Annotated in this window: 21 protein-coding genes; 5 read left to right on the plus strand and 16 right to left on the minus strand. The window is 59.8% G+C overall.

What is annotated here, in order from left to right:
• Positions 1–3: 3 nt before the first annotated feature.
• The gene (locus PHW99_RS01970) at positions 4–438 is read right to left on the minus strand and encodes a DUF3717 domain-containing protein (RefSeq protein ID WP_300173287.1); all 435 of its coding nucleotides are present in this window, start codon (positions 436–438) and stop codon (positions 4–6) included.
• A gap of 284 nt (positions 439–722) precedes the next feature.
• Between PHW99_RS01970 and PHW99_RS01975 the strand changes: the two genes are divergently transcribed.
• Positions 723–1445 carry a TerC family protein gene (locus tag PHW99_RS01975; RefSeq protein ID WP_300173290.1) on the plus strand — a complete coding sequence of 241 codons (723 nt, stop codon included), beginning with the start codon at positions 723–725 and terminating at the stop codon, positions 1443–1445.
• Between the two features lie 19 nt (positions 1446–1464).
• Positions 1465–1815, plus strand: coding sequence for a phage holin family protein (locus PHW99_RS01980; RefSeq protein ID WP_300173292.1), 351 nt, complete (start codon positions 1465–1467; stop codon positions 1813–1815).
• Here PHW99_RS01980 and PHW99_RS01985 read toward each other — a convergent pair.
• Entirely contained in the window at positions 1786–3228 is a 1443-nt protein-coding gene (locus PHW99_RS01985; protein ID WP_300173295.1) for a M48 family metalloprotease, read from the minus strand. The genes PHW99_RS01980 and PHW99_RS01985 overlap by 30 nt on opposite strands.
• 282 nt (positions 3229–3510) lie before the next feature.
• On the opposite strand from PHW99_RS01985, the gene moaC reads away from it, so the two are divergent.
• Both moaC and PHW99_RS01995 read left to right on the plus strand, forming a co-directional pair.
• The gene (gene moaC, locus PHW99_RS01990) at positions 3511–3999 is read left to right on the plus strand and encodes a cyclic pyranopterin monophosphate synthase MoaC (protein WP_300173297.1); all 489 of its coding nucleotides are present in this window, start codon (positions 3511–3513) and stop codon (positions 3997–3999) included.
• Between the two features lie 119 nt (positions 4000–4118).
• A complete protein-coding gene (locus PHW99_RS01995; protein ID WP_300173300.1) occupies positions 4119–6059 on the plus strand; it encodes a serine protease in 1941 nt (646 codons plus the stop codon).
• Positions 6060–6081: 22 nt separating this feature from the next.
• Here PHW99_RS01995 and PHW99_RS02000 read toward each other — a convergent pair whose 3' ends face one another.
• The 11 genes from PHW99_RS02000 to PHW99_RS02050 form a co-directional block, all read right to left on the minus strand.
• Positions 6082–7614: a Wzy polymerase domain-containing protein gene (locus tag PHW99_RS02000; RefSeq protein WP_300173302.1), complete on the minus strand. Its 1533-nt coding sequence runs from the start codon at positions 7612–7614 to the stop codon at positions 6082–6084.
• Positions 7615–7639: 25 nt separating this feature from the next.
• Positions 7640–8014, minus strand: a complete 375-nt coding sequence (locus tag PHW99_RS02005) for a VanZ family protein (RefSeq protein WP_300173305.1) — start codon at positions 8012–8014, stop codon at positions 7640–7642.
• Positions 8015–8028: 14 nt separating this feature from the next.
• Positions 8029–9036 carry a lipopolysaccharide heptosyltransferase II gene (gene waaF / locus PHW99_RS02010; RefSeq protein WP_300173308.1) on the minus strand — a complete coding sequence of 336 codons (1008 nt, stop codon included), beginning with the start codon at positions 9034–9036 and terminating at the stop codon, positions 8029–8031.
• A gap of 54 nt (positions 9037–9090) precedes the next feature.
• The gene (locus tag PHW99_RS02015) at positions 9091–9294 is read right to left on the minus strand and encodes a zinc-finger domain-containing protein (protein WP_300173309.1); all 204 of its coding nucleotides are present in this window, start codon (positions 9292–9294) and stop codon (positions 9091–9093) included.
• A 19-nt stretch (positions 9295–9313) separates the two neighbouring features.
• Entirely contained in the window at positions 9314–10264 is a 951-nt protein-coding gene (locus tag PHW99_RS02020; protein WP_300173312.1) for a branched-chain amino acid transaminase, read from the minus strand.
• Positions 10265–10361: 97 nt separating this feature from the next.
• Positions 10362–11702, minus strand: a complete 1341-nt coding sequence (locus PHW99_RS02025) for an FAD/NAD(P)-binding oxidoreductase (protein WP_300173314.1) — start codon at positions 11700–11702, stop codon at positions 10362–10364.
• Positions 11703–11727: 25 nt separating this feature from the next.
• The gene (locus PHW99_RS02030; RefSeq protein ID WP_300173317.1) at positions 11728–12036 is read right to left on the minus strand and encodes a c-type cytochrome; all 309 of its coding nucleotides are present in this window, start codon (positions 12034–12036) and stop codon (positions 11728–11730) included.
• Between the two features lie 141 nt (positions 12037–12177).
• Positions 12178–13569 carry an ATP-binding protein gene (locus PHW99_RS02035; protein ID WP_300173319.1) on the minus strand — a complete coding sequence of 464 codons (1392 nt, stop codon included), beginning with the start codon at positions 13567–13569 and terminating at the stop codon, positions 12178–12180.
• A 5-nt stretch (positions 13570–13574) separates the two neighbouring features.
• The gene (locus PHW99_RS02040) at positions 13575–14240 is read right to left on the minus strand and encodes a response regulator (RefSeq protein WP_300173322.1); all 666 of its coding nucleotides are present in this window, start codon (positions 14238–14240) and stop codon (positions 13575–13577) included.
• Positions 14241–14272: 32 nt separating this feature from the next.
• Entirely contained in the window at positions 14273–15007 is a 735-nt protein-coding gene (locus tag PHW99_RS02045; RefSeq protein WP_300173324.1) for a cytochrome b/b6 domain-containing protein, read from the minus strand.
• A 3-nt stretch (positions 15008–15010) separates the two neighbouring features.
• Entirely contained in the window at positions 15011–15577 is a 567-nt protein-coding gene (locus tag PHW99_RS02050; protein WP_300173327.1) for a diheme cytochrome c, read from the minus strand.
• 225 nt (positions 15578–15802) lie between these two features.
• Here PHW99_RS02050 and PHW99_RS02055 point away from each other — a divergent pair, with 225 nt between their 5' ends.
• The gene (locus tag PHW99_RS02055) at positions 15803–16429 is read left to right on the plus strand and encodes a glycine zipper 2TM domain-containing protein (protein ID WP_300173329.1); all 627 of its coding nucleotides are present in this window, start codon (positions 15803–15805) and stop codon (positions 16427–16429) included.
• Here the strand turns inward: PHW99_RS02055 and radA are convergent.
• From radA to PHW99_RS02070, 3 genes are all read right to left on the minus strand, one after another.
• Complete coding sequence (radA, locus tag PHW99_RS02060) at positions 16423–17805, minus strand: DNA repair protein RadA (protein ID WP_300173331.1); 1383 nt, start codon at positions 17803–17805, stop codon at positions 16423–16425. The genes PHW99_RS02055 and radA overlap by 7 nt on opposite strands.
• A gap of 68 nt (positions 17806–17873) precedes the next feature.
• Complete coding sequence (locus PHW99_RS02065; protein WP_300173332.1) at positions 17874–18902, minus strand: PQQ-binding-like beta-propeller repeat protein; 1029 nt, start codon at positions 18900–18902, stop codon at positions 17874–17876.
• 62 nt (positions 18903–18964) lie between these two features.
• Positions 18965–20062, minus strand: a complete 1098-nt coding sequence (locus tag PHW99_RS02070) for a hypothetical protein (RefSeq protein WP_300173335.1) — start codon at positions 20060–20062, stop codon at positions 18965–18967.

Raw genomic sequence — 20062 nt, forward strand, 5'->3', positions numbered from 1 at the left:
GTCTCAGGCCGTGGTGGTGGCAGGCAAAAGAAGGCACTCGGTGGCCCGCTCGGCGTATTTGCTGAAGCGCCAGGCGTTGCCATCGGTGGTGATGCGCCGCCAGGTGGCGCGTTTTTCCACCGGGGTCATCTGGGTCCAGTATTGCACCTCGGCGAAGCTGCGGCCACAACCTTTGCACACCTCGTCCCCCTGGCTGGTAGAGCAAATGGCAATACACGGTGTGTCCGGGGTCGTGACATACCAGGCCAGCCAGGCCTGCAGCGCTTCGTCAGGCAAGCGTGCCTCTTCGATGCCATCCTGTCGTTCAAACACCATGACGCCATACACTTCAGCCAGCGCTTGCAAGGGCTGAGCCAATGGCAGACCGGTTGTCGGCGGCTGCTGGATGCGCCAGTAATTGATGGCGGATTCAATGTCGGTGATGTGAATGGTGGCCATAGGGCGCGCATGATAGCCGGGCCGGGGAAAAGCACCGGACGTCATAGGGTTTGTAGCGCTGTGTTGTAATAGAACCATGAAGGGGAGTAGCTCCCTGGTGGGTGAGTCGTCAATACGGTCGCTGGAACACTGCCACTGACCCGGTTCACCCGATGTGCCATGGCGCATCGAGCAAGACCTTCGCCGTGTACAGACGCCTGTGCAATGCGCGAGGGGTGCCCAACATTCCTGAATGCGTTGCCCGTGTCCGTGCGACTTTCAAAGACGATTAAACGGGGTTTTTTATGGAATTATTTTCTGCCGCCTGGTGGTCTGCGTTGCTGGCCATTGTGTTGATTGACCTGGTGCTGGCGGGTGACAACGCCATTGTGATTGCATTGGCGGCCCGTAATTTGCCGCAACACCTCAAAACCAAAGCCATTATCTGGGGCACCCTGGGTGCTATTGTGGTGCGTTCCTTGATGACCCTCGGTGTGGTCTGGTTGCTGAAGATTCCCGGGCTGATGCTGATAGGGGGGCTGGGTCTGGTCTGGGTCGCCTATCAATTGCTTGCGGATGATGATGGCGACGAACATAGCGGCCCCATGGCCAACACGTTCTGGGGTGCCATGAAGACCATCATCGTGGCCGATGCCCTGATGGGGGTTGACAACGTGCTGGGCGTGGCTGGTGCGGCGCACGGCGCGTTTGACCTGGTCGTCATCGGTTTGTTGATCAGTGTGCCGATTGTGGTGTTTGGTAGCTCTGTGGTGCTGAAACTGGTTGAACGGTTCCCCATCATCATCCAGGCGGGGGGCGCTGTGCTGGCCTTTACCGCTGCCAAGATGATGGTCAGCGAGCCTCTGCTGGGCAGCATTTTTGGCGCTGCCCGTGTCACCGATACACCGCATGAGCCTATGCAGATAGCGGCTCGTTGGTTCACCTATGTGTTGGTCATTGGTGGCGTGCTCGGTGCGGGTTGGTGGCACAAGCGCCAAAAAGTGTCTGGTGAACCGACGGCCGGTTGATCGTGCTAACCTGTTGCCCATGAAACTGATCATCAACTGGCTGTTGAGCGCTGCCGCCCTGCTCTGCGTGGCCTATGTCTACCCTGGGGTGGTGGTCGCCAGCTTTGGCTCGGCCCTGATGGCGGCTTTTTTCATCGGGCTGTTCAACATGATCTTGCGTCCGGTGCTGGTGGTATTGACGCTGCCGGTGACCGTGGTCACGCTGGGCCTGTTCCTGTTTGTGATCAACGCACTGATGTTCTGGGCTGCGGCCGGGCTGCTAGACGGTTTTTATGTGCGTGGTTTTGGCGCGGCCTTGCTGGGCTCACTGATTTATTCGGTTCTGGGCGTGGTGATCGACTCAGTGATCGAGCGTTTGTTCCTTAAGTAAGGCGGTGATCTGGCGCAGACGCGTGTCAACGATGGACGCGTCAATGTGGCTGGCCGAGGTGCTGGACGCACCGCTGGCCAGAACATGTTCCTGGGCCGCCTTGAGCCGGTCCAGTGCACCAGCGTAGTCCAGCCGGGCGGCCTGTGCTTCCGCTTCAGCCCGCAGGGCGCGCAAACTCTGGTTCTGTGCCGCGTAGAGACTCGCCAGCCATTGCCAGGCCAGAGCATCCTTGGGGCGTGCTGCCAGCCAGCGCTGCAGATTTTGTACCACGGTGTTGAGGGTGTCGACCTGGTTGATCTGCATGGCCGCCTGGGCCTGCAGAATCAGCTCGGGACGCCGCAGGTCAGCGGTGGTCTGGTCCAGACCCAGCGATGTTGCCAGCGCGCGCGTCTGGGGCAATGACAGGTCGCGGGCAGCCAGGTCAATTTCGGCGCCCAGCCACCGCACCGCCTGTGCTGCTCCGGGGTCGGTGCCTACCAGCGCTTGCAGGCGCTGCCAGTCACCCCGCGCCACGGCACTGTCGCGCAGGCGGATGGCTGCCAAGGCTGCGCCATACAAGGCCCCGGCCTGCTGCGCGGCGGGCTGCCCCGGCAAGCCGGGGTCGTTGACCAGGGTTTGCCAGCTGCGCAAGGCGTCCACGCCGGGATTGGACAGTACCTGGGCGCGAGCAGCCATCATGGCGTGCAGCGTGGTCGGTGTCATCACCTGGGGCGAGTGGACGCTGCCCAGGGGCAGGCGTGATTGCATGTCGGCGATCCGTTCGGTGGTGAGCGGGTGGCTGCGCAAATATGGATAAGCGCCACTGTCGTTGAGCCGGGCCGCTTGCTGCAGTTTGTCAAACATGGTGACAAAACCCCGGGCCTCGAAGCCAGCCTGGGTCATGACACCAAAACCCACACGGTCGGCTTCGCGTTCCATGTCACGCGAAAAGTTCAACTGGTTTTGTGCCGACAATGCCTGACCCCCCACGATCAGGGCATTGCCCGCGTCGGGGTTTTTGCTGGCGGCCAGAGCGCCCAGAATCATGGCGCCAATAACCCAAGGCGTTTGCTGGCTGTCTTTGGCAATCAGCCGTGAAATATGGCGTTGGGTGACGTGGCTGAGCTCATGGCCGAGTACCGACGCCAGTTCGTCTCGGCTGCTGACCACCGCCAGCAGTCCCAGATTCAGGCCTAGGTACCCACCGGGCAGGGCAAAGGCGTTGACGGTACGGTCGCGGCCCAACAGGATTTGCCAGGCAAAGCGTTCGTCCAGTTCGGCACTCAGGTCACCACGCTGGCGAGCTGCGGCCAGCAGCGGCTGCCAAATGCCTTGGACATAGTCTGCCAGCACCGGGTCGTCCAGGTAGTCTGGGTCGCGGTAAAGCTCGCGTGCAATCCGGTCACCCAGGCGGCGCTCATTGGCGCTGGTCATGTCGCTGCCATCACCCAGCAATGGCAAGCTCGAGCTGGGGGGAACCTGCGCCGTCAGAGCAGCGGGTAGCCAAGCACAAATTGCTATCATTATGGTAGCTATAATCCCTTTATATACGCGGGGAAGAGGCCATTTTTTTATCGAAAAAAGGTGTGACATGAGGTTCGCTGTCAGTGGATGAACAAAGCCGGACAAGCAATCATGCCCGTATGATGCCAGCCGTGCGTAAAGGTTCGGTAAATCCGCCGGGCCGGCACAAGCTCTTTTGAAATGATTGTTGCCATGAATACCCTTACCCATTTTGACGACCAGGGCCAGGCCCACATGGTTGATGTGGCTGCCAAGGCGGCCACTCACCGCATCGGTGTGGCCGGTGGTCGCATCGAGATGCAGGCCAGCACGCTGGCGTTGATTGAGTCCGGCACCGCCAAGAAGGGCGATGTGCTGGGGATTGCACGCATTGCCGGCATCATGGCGGCCAAAAAGACCAGCGACCTGATCCCACTGTGCCATCCGTTGGCACTGACCCGGGTGGCGCTGGCGTTTGAGGTGATCCGGGCCGATACCGGTCGGGCCAATGCTGTGGCTTGTACGGCGACGGTGGAAACCGTGGGTCCCACCGGTGTGGAGATGGAGGCGCTGACAGCGGTGCAGGTGGCGCTGCTCACCATTTACGACATGTGCAAAGCGGTGGACCGGGGGATGGTGATCACGGGCGTGCAACTGCTTGAAAAACATGGCGGTAAGTCGGGCAGTTTTGTCAACCGTTAAGCGCCTCGGTGAAGCTGGGGGCAACACTGGCCTTGCTTCATTCGGGGGTGGATAATCGAAAAGCGCCCATCGCGCGGCGATGGCATCAACCACAATCTCTTATGCGCCAAATACCAACTGTGAGCTGTCGAATCCCTGCGCTGGGCCATGTTTTCCGTTCCCTGATCGCAGTGGGGCTGGCGGTCAGTCTGGCGGCTTGCGGTGGCAGCGATATCGCCGGCCAGTCCGCGCTTGTTTCGGCAGCGTCTGCCGGACCTCTGGGTGGGCAGGTCGAATCCTTCACCCCTGAGCGGGTTAGCGCCGATGAGCGTGCCGCCGTGCCGTTGGTGCGCGCCGAACGGCCGCAGCCGTCGGCTTCGATTGTGCTGGGCCAGCTTGGCAGCGAGAAGGCTTTGGCCAGGGCTGCCATGGGGCAACCGCAGCAAATTGGCTTTGGGCGGGTGATTGGTGAGCTGAAATCGCCCCAGGACTTGGCCAAGCGCCTGACCTGGACACCTAGCAGCAGCGGCGGGCTGCAGGCGGCTATGCGTTTTGTCTCAACCCAGGCCGCGGGCAGCCGACTGGCCTTGCAGGTGACCGATCTTGACCCGCGGACACAGCTGCGGTTTTATGGCAAGAATGCAACGGTGTTAACACAAGTGTCCGGGCGGGAGGTGCTTGACACGATTTATCGCAACCTGGCGGTAGATCCAGGCAATCCGTTGAGTCGCATCTACTTTGGCCCCTATGTCGAGGGTGACGACGTGACGCTTGACATTGAGTTGCCCGCTGGCGTGAGCCCGGAGGCCGTAGGGTTTTATGTGCCGCGCCTGTCCCATTTGCTGGCCTCGCCGACGGCCGAGTTGATGCTCAAAATTGGCGAATCCGGCTCTTGTCAGGTGGATGTGGCCTGCCGCAGTGACTGGATGTCCACGGCCAATGGCGTGGCCCGCATGTTGTACTCCCGACCTGACACGGGCAGCAGCTATCTGTGTACCGGCACCTTGCTCAATGACCGCGCCAGCAGTGGTACCCCCTATTTCCTGACGGCCAACCATTGCATCGCTGACCAGGCTTCGGCGTCAACCCTGCAAACCTTCTGGTTCTACCGGGCCAGCGCCTGTGGCAGTGGCGCGCTGTCTGCCAGCTCCCAGACGCGCGTCGGCGGCGGAACACTGCTCTACACCAGCACCACCACCGACACTACTTTCCTGCGCCTCAACAGCACGCCGCCAGCGGGTGTGTCATTCAACGGCTGGAGCAGCAACCTGATGACCATGGGCAGTGATGTCGGTGGCGTGCATCACCCCAAAGGTGATTTGCAGAAAGTCAGTCTTGGCCAGGCGCTGAGTTTTGCCAGTTGCGCAGCGTCTGACGGCTCTGCCTTCAGCTGTTTTGTCAATGTCAGCTCGGACGCTGGCAATTACCTGCAGGTCAACTGGTCCAGCGGCGTGACCGAAGGGGGCAGCAGCGGTTCTGCGTTGTACCTGACCAGTGGGGGCAATCACTATCTGGTGGGGCAATTGCGGGGTGGTGTCTCCAGTTGTACCAATCCGACGGGCAGCGAGTTTTATGGCCGGTTTGATGTGGCTTATCGTGCGGCCCTGTACCAGTGGCTGGACAATGCCAGCGCGGCCCGCACGCCGATTTACCGTTTTTACAACACGGCAACGGGGGCACATTTCTTTACCGCCAACAGCGCCGAACGTGACTATGTGATTGCCACCTACCCGCAATTCAAGTACGAGAGCGAGGCGTTTTACGCCTATGCCAGTGCGGGCACCGGACTCACTGCCGTCTATCGTTTTTTCAACACCAAAACCGGCACACACTTTTTCACGGCCAACAGCGCCGAGCGTGACTACGTGATCGCAACTTACCCAGTCTTCAATTACGAAGGGGCCGTCTGGTACGCCAAAACGGCTGCCGATGGCACCAACAGCCCGTTGTTCCGGTTTTTCAACACCTCGACCGGCGCCCACTTCTACACCATGAACCAGGCCGAGCGTGACTACGTGATAGCGACTTACCCCGTCTTCAATTACGAAGGCACAGCCTATTACGCCTGGACCACGCGTTAAACCCGGCAGTACCCGGTCGGGCTCACTGGCTCCTGGCGGCCCAGAGGGCATAGGCCGCCGGAAACGCCGCCTGATAACGTGCGCTGTAAAACGCCACCTCATCGGTGCGGCCGAGCAATCGGGCGCTGTCGAGCAGCAGTTCCACCACCCGAGCTTCCGGTGAAAAATGCAGCATCTCCTGGGCCAGAGCATGGACGAAGGGGGCGTTGTCCGGGCTCAGCTCGGTGGTCGTGAGCTCGGCAAAATGCACCTGATCCTGATACAGCCACACGCCTTGGAGCTTTTCCAGGGTGTGATCACGGTAGGCGGCCATACGCTGGCTGGGGTCCAGATAGATCTGGCTGACCAGCTGGTAATGCCAGCTGGCGATCCCGCAATACGCTACTATTACGATAGCTAAAGAGGTATATAAATACCGGGCTAGAGGTCTCAAAGGCTGTTTGTTTTTAGCGGGCGCAACAGGTCCGGGAAGCCACCACAGCAGCCACACACTCAACAAAGCAGCGGTTTGAAACGGTCCGTACCACAGCGGATATTCGAGCAGGCTGTGCAACAGGATGACGGCCAGCAGTCCCCATGCCAGTTGGCGGGTGGGATGGCGTTCACGCCATGGCCGTTGGCGCCAGATCCACCACAGGCTGGTGCCGACAACCAGCAGCGCCAGCGGGACGCCACCTTCCACCGCGAGGTGCAGGGGCAGGTTATGGGCGTTGTCCAGAATGTCGCAAAACCGGGTGTCGGGGTACAGCGTGATGAAGTGGGCGTAATCCAGCTCCCCCCAGCCCCAGCCCAGCCAAGGTTTCTGGGCAATCAGGTGCAGCACATTGCGCCACAGGGTCAGGCGGCTGAAACAGGCCTCGTCACCGGCGCGCAGTCGCGCCCAGGCGCCGCTGGCAAACGGGTCCAGGCCCGCCAGCAAGGGCAGGACAACTGTGGCAACCGCATAAGCGGCCAGTGCCGACAACACCACCAACTGCACGTGGCGGACCTGGTGTACCGGGGCCTGGGTTGACCTGCGCCACCACCAGAGTGTCAGGGCGGTCACCAACGCCAGCTGCAGCAGTCCGGTGCGCGATGATGAGGCGACGTTGGCGGCACTCACCAAAGCGCTTGCCAGCCACAAGGGCAGCAGCCAGCGGCGGCTCTGGCTGGTCTGTGGCGTATGGCCCAGTGCCGCATCCGACCTGGTGGCCAGCCACACCAGGGCCACCAGCCCCATGTTCAACAGCGTGGCAAACTGGTTGCGCTGACGCAGGTTGCCAAAAGCCTGGCCTGCTTCGGTGTGGTTGAGCCAGACGCCAAACCGCGCGGTGGCCTCAAAATACTGCAGCAGGCCGATGGCAGCACTCAAGACCGCGGCCGTTACCCAAGCCAATGCCAATGCCCGCACCATGTGCACGTCTTCTCCGCGCTGGCGGTCCACCGCCAGAACCCCGAACACTCCGGCGGCACACACCCAGGAAAACAGCAGCGGCCCGGCCTGGGGTGCCGGGCCGGGTGAAAACGGATTGAGCCACGGCAAGGTGATGAACAGGAATGCGGCGATGTGGGGCATGGGCATACTTTGACAGGGGAGATGGCTAACGCGATGGACGTTTGCTCTGGCGGCGCAGGGCAGCCAACGTGACGCCGCCGAGCGCACCGGCCATGTCGATCACCACGTCGATCCAGCGCGGATGACGCTCCATGGCCAGGAATTGCAGCCCTTCGGTCAACAAGGCCAGCGCCAGAGCAAGCAGCAGCACTCGGCGCCATGGCCAGGCCAAAGGGGGAACCCGGGCCAGCCAGGCCATCAGGGCGAAGGTGATGGCATGAGCCCAGCTGGACAGCCCCTGTGGACCATGCAGACTGCTTTCAACGGCATGGCGCCAAGCCCCGGGCATCTGGGTTCCCACCAGCAAGGCGACCAGGAGCAGCCATTGCAGACCGACCGCAGTTTTCCGGCTGATGTTCATGCGGGCCAAGCCAATCAAGAAAGCAGTTGCAGGACCCGGGCCGGGCGGATGTCATTCAGGCAGCGGGTGTGCCCCAGGGGACACACCCGCTCAAAGCACGGCGCGCAGTCCAGTGCAGGCTGGTAGGTCGGATCGTTTTTGAGCCACACCACACGTGCGGCGTCGTTCAATGGTGGGGTGTGCAGCGGACTGCTGGAGCCAAAAATAGCCACTTGTGGCACCCCAAAACCGGCGGCCACATGCATCAGTCCGGAATCATTGCTGACCACGCTTTGGGCAGCACTGATCAACGACAAGGCTTGCGCCAGCGAGGTTTTCCCGGCCAGGTTGAAGAGGTGCGATGCCGCGTTGCCCGCAGCGACGCCCTGGGCAATCTCGGCGCACAAGTCCGCTTCCTTGCCAGACCCCAGCAGGACGACTGGCCGTGCCAGATGTCGCGCCAGCTCGGCAAAATGGTGTGTGGGCCAGCGTTTGGCCGGGCCGTATTCGGCACCTGGTGCCAGCACATGGTAGTTGCCACGCTGCAGGCCCAACTGGCTCAGGATGGCATCCACTTCGGTGGCCTTGAGCTGCAGTTGAGGGCGGTCGCGGGCCACATCCGGCTCACCACTGAGCGCCGAGTAAAACGCCACCATCGGCGGGCGCTGGCCCTTGGGCGGGTTTTTCAGGCGGCGTGTCAGCAGCCCGACACGGGCCTCACCCAGGTAGCCCACGCGCTCGGGAATGCCAGCCAGAAACGGCAGCAACGCGCTTTTCAGGGAGTTGGGGCAGATGTAGGCCACATCAAACTGGCCGCCAAGTTTCCGCGCCAGCTGGCGGCGCTCACGCAACTGCAGACCTCCATGGGCGAAGGGAAATTCAATCACCTCCGCCACCTGTGGCATGGCCCGGTACACCGGTGCCACCCAAGGCAAGGCGCCGACGGTGAGCCGCAAGCCACGCGCATTCAGGCGGCGCAGCAAGGGCTCGGTCATGACCGCGTCACCAATCCACTGGGGCGCAATGATGAGCGCGCGCGTCAAATTGGCCAACGGTTCGATGGCATCACCAGATGGGTTGACGTTGTCCCCCGCGCCTTAGTGGCCGTGGAAATGCTCGCCGTCTTTGAGCTGATAAACCGTGCCGCAATACGGGCACTTGGCCTGACCGGTATGGGCAACATCCAGATACACCTTGGGATGGCTGTTCCAGAGTTTCATGTCGGCCAGTGGGTTCGGGCAGTAGACACCGCCAGCGTGATTGAGGTCTTTGGCCAGGAGTTCGACGCTTGTTTTGCTCATCTTGCTTGTCTCACAAGGCTTAGACTTTGGTCAGCCAGTGGGCGTATTTCGGATTACGGCCATTGACGATGTCAAAAAACGCGCTCTGGATCTTTTCGGTGATCGGGCCGCGGCTACCGACATAGCCGGCTTTGCCCAGTTCAACACGGTCAAGTTCACGAATCGGGGTGATTTCAGCGGCTGTGCCACTGAAGAAGGCCTCATCACTGATGTAGATCTCATCGCGGGTGATGCGCTTTTGCACCACTTCCAGCCCCAGATCCTTGCAAATGTGCAGTACCGTATTGCGGGTGATGCCATTGAGCGCGCCTGCTGACAGGTCCGGGGTGTAGACCACACCATCTTTCACCACAAACACGTTTTCGCCAGAACCCTCAGAGACAAAGCCATTGGCATCCAGCAGCATGGCTTCGTCGTAACCATCGTCCAGGGCCTCCATGTTGGCCAGAATCGAGTTGGTGTAGTTGCTGACGGCCTTGGCCTGCGTCATGGTGATGTTGACGTGGTGCCGGGTGTAGCTGGAAATCTTGACGCGAATGCCGCGAGCCATGCCTTCGTCACCCAGATAAGCGCCCCAGGCCCAGGCCGCCACCATCAGGTGAATCGGATTGCCCTTGGGGCTGACGCCCAGTTTCTGGCTGCCGATCCAGCTCAAAGGCCGCAGGTAGCACGATTCCAGCTTGTTGGCGCGCACCACCTCAATCTGTGCCTGCATGATTTGTTCCTGGGTGAACGGGATTTTCATACGCAGGATCTTGGCGCTGTTCAGGAGCCGTTGGGTGTGTTCTTCGAGCCGAAAAATAGCGGTGCCATCAGCCGTTTTGTAGGCACGAACCCCTTCAAATACGCCACAGCCGTAGTGCAGGGTATGGGTCAGCACGTGAATCTTGGCATCGCGCCAATCCACCATCTGGCCATCCATCCAGATTTTTCCATCGCGATCAGACAGGGCTGGGGGCAGGGGGGTCATCGGTTGTTCCTTAAAAGTCAGCGTTGCGCTGAAGGTCAAAACCGACATTTTACGGGGCCAGCTTCAACTCGGCTAGCCCCGCGAACGGGCCTGAAAGTCAGGCGAAGCTGTCGGCCATCAAGGCGTTGAACCAAGTGTTCATTTCCTTGAAGTTTTCGGCGCTCCAACCCGTTGACGCACCGGAGCCGGCTGTGGTGGCGGCCATGGCATGGGTACTGGCGTTGTACTGAAACACAGCAGTCAGCCATGATGCCTGGGTCATGGTGATGGTCGAGTAGCAGGCTGAATTGGTGACCGGTGCCGGGTCTGGCTGCAAGCCTGCCAGTGAGCGGACGATGGCATCGGCGCAGATTTTGGCCTCCTGGTTGGCAATGTGACCCGCCTTGGGTTGGCCAGTGGCACTGGCGTCACCAATGATGTGCACCTTGCCGGCGCCAGACACGGTGCTGGCATAAGTCAGTTGGTCGACGCCTGCAAAACGGTACGTTGTATCCCCAGGCAGCATGGTGGCGTTGTTGAGGCCGGTGGCCGCCACCAGACCGCCCGCGCGCTGGCCTGGGATCAAGTTGACGACACCGTTGTTTCTGAAATCGCCTACGCTGGTGAAGACACTCATGGTGGCCGGGTCCACGCTGGTGATGCTGGCATTGGGCACATAGGTGATGCCGTGCAATGCAAAAGCCTGGGTAAAGTTGTCGGCTTCAGTCAGGATGGCGGGGTTGGCATCCAACACCGTGAGTCTGGACTTGGGTTTGCGCGTTTTGAGCCAGTCGCCGATCAGGCAGGCACGTTCATAAGGCCCGGGTGGGCAGCGGTAGGGCGCCTTGGGGATGGCCAGCACCACGGGTGCCCCATCGGTCATGGCGGCCAACTGACTGGCCAGCAAGGTGGTCTGGGTGCCTGCTTTCCAGGCGTGAGGCATGCGGTCCGAGGTTCCCAAACCGGGCACCGTGTCAAAGTCGACACCGGGCGCCAGCACAATGCGGTCAGCACTCAGGATCGTGCCAGAGCCCAGGCGGACCTTGACGCCCACCGGGTCAATTTCGACCACGTCGTCCGTGACCACCTGGACACCGTAGGCGGACAGCAGTTTGCTGTAGTTGTAGGTCAGGCTGGACATGGTCCGTTGGCCGGTGAGCACCATGGAACTCATGATGTTGGAGATGTAGCTGCTGTTGCGCTCCACCAGCGTGACGGCAATGCCATCACCCCACAAACGCAGGTATTTGGCCACGGTGGCCCCACCCATGCCACCCCCGATCACGATCACCCGTGATTTGACAGTCCCGCCTGGAGGCGGTTGGGGTGTTGGTTTGGTATCGTCGTGGTGACGGTCTTTTTTCTTTCTGGATGTGTTTTCATCATCCGACGCCCAGGCCAGTGGGCTGGCTGCAGCCAACAAAAGGCCGCTTTTTGACAGGAAGTAACGTCTATCCATGGTGGTGCTCCTGATGGTGAAGGGGTTAGCGCTGGGTCGAGAGCCAGCTGGAGAGCGAAAGCAGCTGGGCGTCGGTGTAGCCCATGGCGTGGCGCGCCATGATGCCGTTGCCTTCCTTGCCCGACTGGAACTCCTTCAGGTCTTTGTAGATTTCAGACGCAGATTTACCGGCCAGCTGGTCGAATCCGGGCCCTTTGCCATTGGTGCCATGGCACTGAAAACAGTTGGAAGCCAGCAGGCGCCCGGCGGGTGGAGCGGTCTGGGCTTGTACACCCAGGCTCAAGCCCAAGGTACAGGCAACAATGCCGGTTGTGTAGCGAAGATGAGGAAGCATGGTGAACCTTTCGTGTAGACAGCAAACGAACGAAGACACGAACATCAGTCTGTGCTGATGTGTCGTGACTGTCTGTAGCGATTGGTAAGGAGGGGTAACCGGTTCTGGCTGGGTCGCGTGCCCAGCGCAATCAGAACGGGGTCAAGTCGAGCCGCAAGCCGGCCAGCGCACGACCACGCACAGACCACCGAGCGGTTCTGATCGGCGGACATGGATTTGCGCCTGGTATACCGCCGCAATACGCCGCACAATCGACCAGCCCAGCCCACTGCCGGTTTGCTCGGTCCCCAGCACGCGGAAGAAGCGTTCGCCAAGGTGGGCGATTTCGGTATCCGTCAAGCCCGGCCCACTGTCGTCCACCTGGAGTACAACCTGTGTGTCTGTGCAGGTGACAGACAGACTTACCCTGGCTCCCTTGGGGCTGTAACGCATGGCGTTGTCTAGCAGGTTGCGAATCAACACACCGGTCAGCGTGTCATCCGCAGTAATCCAGCAGGGGGCGGGCGCTTCCAGTGTCAACTCCTGCCCGCGGCCCAATGCCGCCAGCGCCAGATCAGCCGCCACGCGCTGCGCCACTGCACTCACATCCACTTGTCCGGTGGGGGCGTCGGCGCTGGATGATTCCAGCCGCGACAGGGTCAACAATTGCGCTACCAGATGGGTGGCCCGATCACATCCGGCAAGGGTGTACTGCAGGGCATGTTCCCGTGCCTCGATGTCGGTGCCGGCGGCCAGTGCCACTTGCGCCTGGGTGCGAATGGCCGCGATCGGCGTGCGTAGCTCATGCGCAGCATCGGCCGTGAAGCGCCGCTCGGAGGCCATCATGGTCTGGATACGTTCAAAGAGCGCATTGAGTGAGTGGACGACTGGCTCAATCTCGGACGGCACATCAGTCAGCACCACCGGTTCCAGCGCCTGTGGCTGGCGCTGTGACAGTGCCCGGCTGAGCAGTCGCAGCGGAGCCAGGCCTTGACGAACGGCTAACCAGCCCACCACGGCCAGCAGTGGCAGGGCATACATCAGCGGCAGCAGCACCCCTTTGAGCACCGCCCACAGGATGGAGTCGCGTGAATCGACTTGCTCGCCGACAAAGACTTGCACATCCCCTTCGTTGCCTTGCGTCGCAAAAACCCGCCATTGCTTGCGATTGGGCAGTGTGATGGTGGAAAAGCCTCGATCCTGGGTGGCCATGGGGGTGTCGCCAGCGTTGGCTGAACGCATGGTCAGCTTGCCTTCATGAAACACCTGGAAGGCCACACGTGGCGCATATTTGTGCAATGAAGGGGCATCTTCCACCTTGTCCTCATGGTGGTTTTGATCTTGGCCGGCCGTGTTTTCGGTGCCATGGCCGGTCTGCTGCACGATCAACAACGCGGCAGACTGCGCCAGGTGCCCGTCCAGCAATTCATCCAGTTCATGGCTGGCCTCCACCCAGGTCAGCGCAGCGGCGCCGCCCCAGATCAGTGTCACCAGCAGCAACAGCAGCGCCAGCAGGCGTGCCTGCAAGGATTTGAGTGAAGGGCGTAGGTGCATGGTGATCAGGCATCAGGCCGCAGCATGGTGTAGCCAATGCCGCGCACGGTCTGGATGAGGTCGGCGCGTAGTTTCTTGCGCAAATGATGAATGTGGACTTCGACCGCGTTGCTTTCGACCTCATGCCCCCAGCTGTACAACTGTTGCTCCAGTTGCTCGCGCGACAATACCCTCCCCACGTTCAGCAGCAGGGCGTGGAGCAGGTCAAATTCACGGGTCGACAGGAGCACGGGCTGCCCATCCAGGGTCACTTGCCGGGCGGCAGGGTTCATCTGTACGGCGCCGCATGTCAGGACGTCCTGTGTTTGGCCGTGTGAGCGGCGAACCAGCGAGCGCAAACGGGCACCCAATTCGTACAGGTCAACGGGTTTGAGCACGTAATCGTCAGCGCCCAGATCCAGCCCCTTGATGCGATCCGGTATGGCATCACGTGCCGTTAGTACCAACACGGGGGTGTTCACTTTGCGGCTGCGCAGTGCTTGCAGCACATCCATACCGTCTTTGTGGGGTAGCCCTAGATCCAGTACGGCGGCCTGATAGTCGCCACTGGTAATCTCACGCTCTGCAGCCATGCCGTCGCGCACCCAATCGACCTGAAAGCCCTGCTGGCGCAACCCGGCGCGCAAACCATCACCCAGCATGGGATCGTCTTCAGCCAACAAAATTCGCATGATTTGTCCCTTTGTGGTTCGTGGCAGTGATGTTAATCGCCGTCATCATGCCCGTTGTACCCGCTGTGTTTGGATAATTTGCCGTGGCGTTCGTGTTCACCATGGTGACGCTGGCTTTTGCCATCCTGTCTGGTTGGCGCTGCGCTCGGCGGACTTTGCCATTGCAGCCACCAAAATCCCAGCACTGACCCTAGCACCAATGCGGCGATGGGCCACCAGGTCCAGCGAATCGCTGCGGTAGGTGAACCCGTTTTGTAGCCATGAATCATGGAGGCGATCAAGTTTTCACCCTGTACCACACAGGCTAGCAGCACGCCGGCTACATGGACGCTGATGATGGCCAACATGAGACCGGCGGCGCTCTCATGCACTTCCTTGATGATGTGCGAACCTCCATGGAAGTACACCCAGCCCGTGTACACGATGATAGGGCTTGACAACAACATCAGCGTGATCGAAATGGCCCCTAGTGGGTTGTGACCCACGGGGTGTTCAGACTTACCGGACCATAGGGCGTTGACGTAATGCGCGATGGTCTCTGGCCCCCGAAGAAAACTGGTAAAACGTGCATAGCGGGGGCCAATCAATCCCCATATCAACCGAAACATCACCAGGCCCGCCATGGTGTAGCCCAGCGTGGTGTGTACACCGATCAGCCGTTCACTTTCTGATGTGGCATAGGCGCCGGCGAAGCAAAGCGCGAACATCCAGTGGAATACCCGCGTGGGCGTATCCCAAACCAGAATCCGTGTCTTGGTTTCAGTCATCTTCTAGCGGGGAATGCGAACGTCATGTTCGTCAAATACACCTTGCGGGGCGTTTTGATGACAAGCTTCACATTTGGAGGGGCTGCCAATGGATGGGCGACTCCAGGTGCCTGCCGGGACATGTTTTTCACCATGCTTGCGTTGAAACCAATAAGTGCTGGTAATGCGGTCATCGACCGGCATCTCGCTGACCCGCTTGTAGGTGCCGGACTGGCTGGTCAGGTAGGCGGTGATTTCACGGAGTGATACGTCATCCAGAGAGGCGTCTGTGCCGTAATGTTTGTTCAAATGACTCATCATGCGTTGCCATGAACCAGCTGGCAAAAAGCCCGCCGGATAGGCGACATGGCACGCAGCACATTCTTCCCGGTATTTGGGCGGCGTCGAGGCCATACCGGCGCGGCTGTCGCCGTTGCGATCACTGTGGCCTGAGGCCTTGTATTCGCTGTGACTTTTTTTGCCCCAGCTCCACCAGGAATCGCCATGGTCATCTGCCTGAGCGCTGTGGACCATACTCGCTGCCATCAGCAAAGCCAACAAGGTCTTGAGCGTGAGGGAAAAATGCGTCATGAAGCAACTCCGTTGTCATACAGGTGTGGCTAATGTATTGGCGCAAGATTAAGTGATTCTTAACCTCGATCGAGGTTCGGATGATGTTAAGTCGCTGTGGCCTTGAAAATTAAGAGATCCTTAAGAGGTAGACGCATCCCGATGAATGGGTGCGCAGACCAGGGAGGTTCGCAGTATCCTCAATCCATCGGCTCCAGGCCGCCTGATCACTTCGCGGAGAATTTCATGACCACCATTTCCATTCCAGGCAAGCGAGTCCCACGGTTGATGGGGGTCGTATTGCTGGGATACCTGAGTTTGGGTAGCCAGGCACAAACCACCTGGTCGTCCGTCCCACGTGCGGATGACAGTTTGGAAGCGGCCAGGGCACGTTTTGAGGCTGACAAAAAACTTTGTGCTGATGAGTCCTCGGCCGAGGCCCGACTGCAATGTCGTCGTGATGCACAGTCCGTTTATGACAAGGCGCTGGCGACAAACGCCGCCAGAGGGAGTTACAGCACGCGGCCAACACAGGTGGCCTGTATCGACTGTGGTCGTGTGACCGCTGTGACAGTTGCGGAAAAGGCGGGTGACAGCAATGCTGTTGGCATGATCGCCGGGGGTGTGGCTGGCGCGGTATTGGGGCATCAGGTGGGCGGTGGTTTCGGCAAAGATCTGGCGACTGTTGCCGGTGCAGTTGGTGGCGCCTATGCCGGGAAAAAAATCCAGGAAAACATGAATGCCCGCAAGGTCTGGACGGTCACAGTGACTTATACCGATGGCCAGATAGCCAGCTTCGAATTTGCCAATGACCCTGGGCTGTCTGTGGGAGACACTGTCAGGAATTCAGGCACCACGGTGATCCGTTATTGACCTAGTCCACGGACCACTTCCATGGCCTGCTCAACCCGTTCCACTGCGTGGATCGTGAGGCCGTCAAAATCTTTGGTCTTCGGGTTTTTCGGCACATTTGCCTTGGGCACCACGGCCACGCTGAAACCCAGTTTGGCCGCTTCTTTCAGGCGTTCCTGACCGCGTGGAGCTGGCCGTACCTCGCCGGCGAGTCCCACTTCACCAAAGGCAAAAAAACCTTTGGGCAGGGGTTTGCCACGTAAGCTGGAGGTGATAGCCAGCATGACTGCCAAATCGGCTGCCGGCTCGGAAATACGCACGCCACCCACCGCGTTCACAAACACGTCCTGATCCATACACGCCACGCCGGCATGGCGGTGCAACACGGCCAGCAGCATGGCCAGCCGATCTTTGTCCAGGCCCACACTCAGACGCCGGGGTGACGGACCACCGCTGTCCACCAGTGCCTGAATTTCCACCAGCATGGGGCGCGTGCCTTCCAGCGTGACCATCACACAGCTACCCGGCACCGGCTCGGTATGCTGGCTTAAAAATATCGCACTCGGGTTGCTCACTCCTTTGAGACCTTTTTCGGTCATGGCAAACACGCCGATTTCATTGACTGCACCAAAGCGGTTCTTGATGGCGCGCACCAGCCGAAAACTCGAATGTGTGTCGCCCTCAAAGTACAGCACGGTGTCCACCATGTGCTCCAGCACGCGCGGGCCCGCCAGCGCGCCTTCTTTGGTCACGTGGCCTACCAGCACCACGCAAACACCACTGGCCTTGGCGGCCCGCGTCAGATGGGCGGCGCATTCACGCACCTGCGCCACCGAGCCCGGGGCAGATGTCAGCTGCTCGGAATAGACAGTCTGGATTGAGTCAATCACCGCGATGTGGGGGCGCTGGTTCTCCAGTGTGGCCAGGATTCTTTCCAACCCGATCTCGGCCAACACCTTCACCTGTGAGCCTTCCAACCCCAGCCGGCGCGCCCGCAACGCCACTTGTGCGCCACTTTCTTCACCGGTGACATACAAAGTGCTTTGGCCACTGCGTTGCAGCGAGTCCAGTGCCTGCAGTAGCAGAGTGGATTTACCAATGCCCGGGTCACCGCCGATCAGCACAACGCCACCTTCGACCATGCCGCCGCCGAGGACTCGATCCAGTTCTTCGTGCCCGGTGGGGGTTCGTGCCATGTCTACGGCTTCAATGTCTCCCAGTACGGTGAGTTCGGCCGTTTTGGCCAGGGAGGTGAAGCGGTTTTTGGTGGGGCCGACGTTTTCCGGCACCGCTTCAACCAGTGTGTTCCAAGCGTTGCAATGCGGACATTTGCCCTGCCATTTGGGGCTGATGCCGCCACAATCAGAGCAGACGTAGTGGGTTTTTTCTTTGGCCATGACCGGGATGTTACTGTATAAAATTACAGATCAACGTCCCGCCATGCCAATGCACCTTGAGTTGGTGTCTACCAACGTACCAATTGAATCTCGCCCGATTCGGTGGCCATGACGGCGCGGGAATCCTTGAGGGGGCTTACCGTTGGGCGCAGGTCGTGTTCAAAAGGAATGCGCAGCAGCTCTCGACCACTGTCGGCGTCAAGCACATGCAGCATCTGGTTCATGTCCAGGCAGTACACCTTATTCTCAGACGTGACGATCTCAGCCATCATTGGGCCCCAGTTGGCGGTGCTGTTGCCGTAGCGGGTGGTCTGATGGCGCCAGCGTACGGCACCGGTGTCCACGTCAATGGCATAGATCCAGCCGGTGGGGGACCACAGGTAAGCGGTGTCGCCTGCCACGTGATGTGAATTGATGAAGTTGCCGGCCTTGAAGGTCCACTTGATTTTGCCGGTGTCAACGTGAATACCATACAGCAGCTCAGTGTAGGTGCCCGCCACCAACACGTTTCCCGTGACATACATCTGACGGATGTATTGCCAGTTTTTGCTTTCATCAAGCTTCCATTTGAGCTTGCCATCGGCAACGTTTACCGCGTACAACTTGCCATCGCCGGGTCCAAAGAACACTGTCTCGCCAGCCACGGTGGGTGCGTAGGAGGCCGTGCAATCGTCCGTGTCCGGGGTAAAGCGCCAGTCGATGGCGCCGGACTGGTTGCTCAGTGCCAACAACCAGTGGCCATCACCTACGTAGGTCCGGTCAGCGTCCACAAAAGGTGTGCCGACCTGCAAAATGGCTTTGTGTACCCAACGTGGTTGGCCGTCAGCCATCTGCCAGGCGCCCAGTTCACGTTGACCTCCACTGATCACCGACTGCCCGGCTGCGCGTGGTCGGTACACCGCGTTGCTGCTCAGATGGTGGGGCACATTCCACACTGGGGCGGCACTGTCCGGTGCAATGCGGCCCAGGGTTTTGTCGCCGTTGAAGAAAATCTGCTCATTCAGCAGGGCCAACGGTGCCAGCGTGCTGTTGCCGCTGGCCCAGCGTCGCAATACGCTGGGCGTCCGAGTGGCCGCAGAAACAGAAAAGGTGGGCAAGAGCCCACCTGCGGAGAATGCCACCAACAGGTGGCGCCGAGACAAACGGATGTCGGTTGCCATCAATCGCACTTGGCTCCTTGCTTGATCCACGCACTCAGGATGGTGGTGTTTGGATGGTCACGTGGCTCGGATGGACTGATGCCGGGGGGCATACGGTCTTCTGACAAATGCTGCCAGACAAAGCTCTTTTCCGGATCGCCGGGCACAATCACCTTGGTGGCTTTGTCCACACCCTTGGCCACCGAATCTGCACCAAGCAGAATGCCCGCATGGGTACTCAGGTTCAGTTCGTGGAAGCTTGGAGGTTCCTGGTTGGACATGTGGCAGGCCGTGCAGGCCGGTGTATCAGGACCGAAGGCATTGGGTGTCTTGAACAAAGGCAAGACATTCTTGTTGAAATGGTCGTCGTTCTTCGCACCGTCGGCAATCCAGTTTTTCACCAGCATGTGGTTGGGGGTGAAGGTGGAGTGTTCAAATCCCTGGCCCAGAGGCATGCGGTTGTTGCGCAGTCGGCGGACCAGAACGTCGCGCTTGGGGTCGGTTCCTGGCGTGAAGAGTTTGCGTTTGGGTTTTTCTGTGGAGCCTTCAATCATGCCCTTGCAGGTCGACAGATCCAGGCCGCGGTAACTCTTGCTGGGGTCAGTGGAGTTGTGGCAGGTGGTACACGCCACACCCGGGCCAAAGGCATTGGGTGTGTTCATCAGGGTATTGATGTATTTGTAGGTGATGGGGATGCTGCGTTTGATAATCAGCTCCTGAACAACGTGATCGTCAGCGCCGGCCGGGCCGACCTTGCCGTCCTTCATGTCCTGGATCATTTGTTCAGCCAGGGTCATGCGGTGTTTTTCTTGAGCCAATGCCGTGTTGGCGAAGCCAGCGGCCAAGGCTGCAACGACACAGCTTGCTTTGGCCATTTGCGTAAGCCGGAGTTTGGTGAAGGATGAAAGTGGCATCAAAGTCTCCTTGTTGGTTGAATGCTGATAAATATTAAATGTCTTAAGGCTGATTGAAAGTAGGGGTTTGCCATAACAAAAGTTACCAATAGTCACAAATTTCGCAACAACTGACTCAATGCTTACGGCTGTGCAGATTGGCACACCGGTCCTATTTGTTACAGGCAGCACATATGACCTCTCCAACAACTGTGATTCCGGCAT

The organism is Rhodoferax sp., assembly GCF_028689305.1.
In the GTDB taxonomy this organism is placed as follows: Bacteria; Pseudomonadota; Gammaproteobacteria; order Burkholderiales; family Burkholderiaceae_C; genus Rhodoferax.